The organism is Cupriavidus sp. SK-3 (assembly GCF_000611145.1).
Lineage (GTDB): Bacteria > Pseudomonadota > Gammaproteobacteria > Burkholderiales > Burkholderiaceae > Cupriavidus.
Window position 1 is genome coordinate 51,117 of sequence record NZ_JFJV02000268.1, and the last position, 2,874, is coordinate 53,990.

Below are 2,874 nucleotides of genomic sequence, written 5' to 3' on the forward strand. Positions count from 1 at the left end.
AAGCCGCCCCCACCTCCCCGTAAAACTCCCGCAACGCCACTACCTCCAGGTCCGGCGGCAACAAGGCCGGCCAGAGCAGCGCAACGATGTCCCTGGCGGTCCGCTCGATGTCCACCGGACGCTGCCTGGCGATCGCATCCCAGAGAATGTGCTCCATCGGCCCAAAAATCGCCGAACGCAGCAAACTCAACGGCAAATCGGTGCGGATCTCCCCATTCTCCCTGGCCCGCGCCAGCATATCCATCAGCGGCGCCGTGTAGCGCCGTTGCAGCGGCACGAATACCTCGCCCAGCCCGGGCCCCTTGGCGCGGCCCTCGGAAAGAACCAGCGCGCACAGGCCAGTGCCCTGGATCAGGAACAGCCGCAAATGGGTCTGCACAAAGAACTCGAGCTGAGCCTTGGTGGTCTGGTCACGCGGCATGCCCTCTTCCACCGCCGCGATGATCTCGTCGTACCAGTCCTCGATCACCCGCACGCATAGCTCGCGCTTGCCGTGGAAGTAGGTGAACACGGTGGCCTCGGAAATGCCGAGGCGCTGGGCGATCTCGGTCGTGGTGGTCCGCTCGTACCCCATCTCGGCAAAGACTTCGCGGCTCACGCGGAGGATGTCGCGGATGCGTTGTTCCGCCTTGGCGCCCGCGGGAATGCGGCGCCGCACCATGATGTCGTCCATCGACGTGTTACCTCGCTTGCCGGAAGCCGGCGATTATAGTGCCGCGCAGCATGAAAGCACGCGCCCGGGCGTGCCTGCGCGCCCTCTCGGCCCTGTCATCGCATTGTAATTGATCTTTACTCAAGTCGAGGTTGCAATTTTCCGGTCTAGCGTGTACTTTTCCACTCAACGCTACTGGTCCGGCGCGTGGATGGCAGGCCCAGAGACAAGATAATATGCGCACCCCGAGACTTGAGCCGCGCTCAACAAAGTTGAATAAAGCTCAAAAAATCAGGTAACAGACATGATTGCGACAGCGCTTTGGAGACAAGTATGACCACACAGGGTGCCGCTAACCCAACCACTTTGCCCATTGGCGGGCTCTCCCACGTACGGGGCCGGACCGACATCCCCTTGTCCGAACTGACGGTGCCGGCCTTGCTCGCGGAAACCGTGGCGCGTTTCCCGGACCGCGAGGCGGTGGTGTTCCGCGAGCAGGGAATCCGCTGGAGCTGGCGCGAGTTCGCGCAGGTAGTGGATGCCATGGCCGGCGGCTTGCGCCTGCTGGGCCTGGAGCGCGGGGACCGGATCGGCATCTGGTCGCCGAACCGCGTGGAATGGCTGGTGACGCAGTTCGCGACGGCGCGCCTGGGACTGGTGCTGGTGAATATCAACCCGGCCTACCGTTTATCGGAGCTGGAATACGCGCTGAACAAGGTGGGCTGCAAGGCGATCGTGGCGGCGGAGTCGTTCAAGACGTCGCGTTACCTGGAAATGCTGCAGACCCTGGCGCCGGAGCTGCAAAGCTGCGAGCCGGGCGCGTTGCAGGCGGCGCGCCTGCCCACGCTGCGCTGGGTGATCCGCATGGGCGGCGAGCGTACGCCGGGCATGCTGAACTACGATGCGCTGCTGGCACACGGCACGCACGCCATCACCGGGGAGCTGGACGCGATCACCGCGCAACTGGATCGCAACGACCCGATCAATATCCAGTTCACCAGCGGAACCACCGGCGCGCCGAAGGGCGCCACGCTGACGCACCGGAACATCGTCAATAACGGACGCTTTATCGCCATGGCGATGCGCTTCTCCGAGCAGGACAAGCTTTGCATCCCGGTGCCGTTCTATCACTGCTTCGGCATGGTGCTGGCCGTGCTGGCCAGCGTGTCCACCGGCGCCTGCATGGTGTTCCCCGGCGAAGCGTTCGAGCCGGCCGCCACCATGGCGGCGGTCAGCGAGGAGCGCTGCACGGCGCTGCATGGCGTGCCGACCATGTTTATCGCGCAGCTGGATCACCCGGATTTCGGGAAATACGACTTCTCCACGCTGCGCACCGGCATCATGGCTGGCTCGCCCTGCCCCATCGAGACAATGAAGCGCGTGATCTCGCAAATGCACATGGCGGAAGTGACGATCGCCTATGGCATGACCGAGACCAGCCCGGTTTCCTTCCAGAGCTCCACCACCGACCCGCTGGAAAAGCGCGTGACCACGGTCGGGCTGATCCAGCCGCACCTTGAGGTCAAGCTGGTCGACGGCGCGGGCGAAATCGTGCCCGTTGGCGAAAAGGGCGAGCTGTGCACCCGCGGCTATTCGGTGATGCAGGGCTACTGGGACGATGAACCGCGCACCCGCGAGGCGATCCGCGATGGCTGGATGCATACCGGCGACCTCGCCACCATCGACGCGGAGGGCTACTGCAATATCGTCGGCCGCGTGAAGGACATGCTGATCCGTGGCGGCGAGAACGTCTACCCGCGCGAGATCGAGGAATTCCTGTTCCGCCACCCCAAGGTGCAGGCGGTGCAGGTGTTCGGCGTGCCCGATCCCAAGTACGGCGAGGAAGTGTGCGCATGGATCGTGCTGAAGCCGGGCGAGACCGCCACGGAGGACGATATCCGGGCCTTCTGCCGCGACCAGATCGCGCACTACAAGATTCCGCGTTATATCCGCTTCGTGAGCGAGATGCCCATGACCATTACCGGCAAGGTGCAGAAGTTCGTGATGCGCGACCGCATGACACGGGAACTCGGACTCGACGAGACCAAGACCGCCTGACTCCGACCCGGCTTCCATCCGACATCGGGCTGCGCTCCCCGCAGCCCCACTGAACAACATAACGAGCACTCCTATGAACGAACTTCCAGGCCTCAATTTCCACCTCGGCGAAGATATCGACATGCTGCGCGAATCCGTGCGCAACTGGGCGCAGGCCGAACTCG

2 protein-coding genes are annotated in these 2,874 nt (G+C 63.8%); one reads left to right on the forward strand and one right to left on the reverse strand.

Annotation, left to right across the window (positions count from 1 at the left end):
• A partial coding sequence (locus CF70_RS29475; RefSeq protein ID WP_035873829.1) for a TetR/AcrR family transcriptional regulator occupies window positions 1-673 on the reverse strand: 673 nt, incomplete at its 3' end.
• A 312-nt stretch (window positions 674-985) separates the two neighbouring features.
• Here CF70_RS29475 and CF70_RS29480 point away from each other — a divergent pair.
• Window positions 986-2,710, forward strand: coding sequence for an AMP-binding protein (locus CF70_RS29480; protein ID WP_035873774.1), 1,725 nt, complete (start codon window positions 986-988; stop codon window positions 2,708-2,710).
• The last annotated feature ends 164 nt before the right edge of the window (window positions 2,711-2,874 follow it).

Coding starts and splice junctions, on each gene's coding strand:
- CF70_RS29480 (WP_035873774.1), top strand. CDS start 986: ATGACCACACAGGGTGCCGCTAACCCAACCACTTTGCCCATTGGCGGG.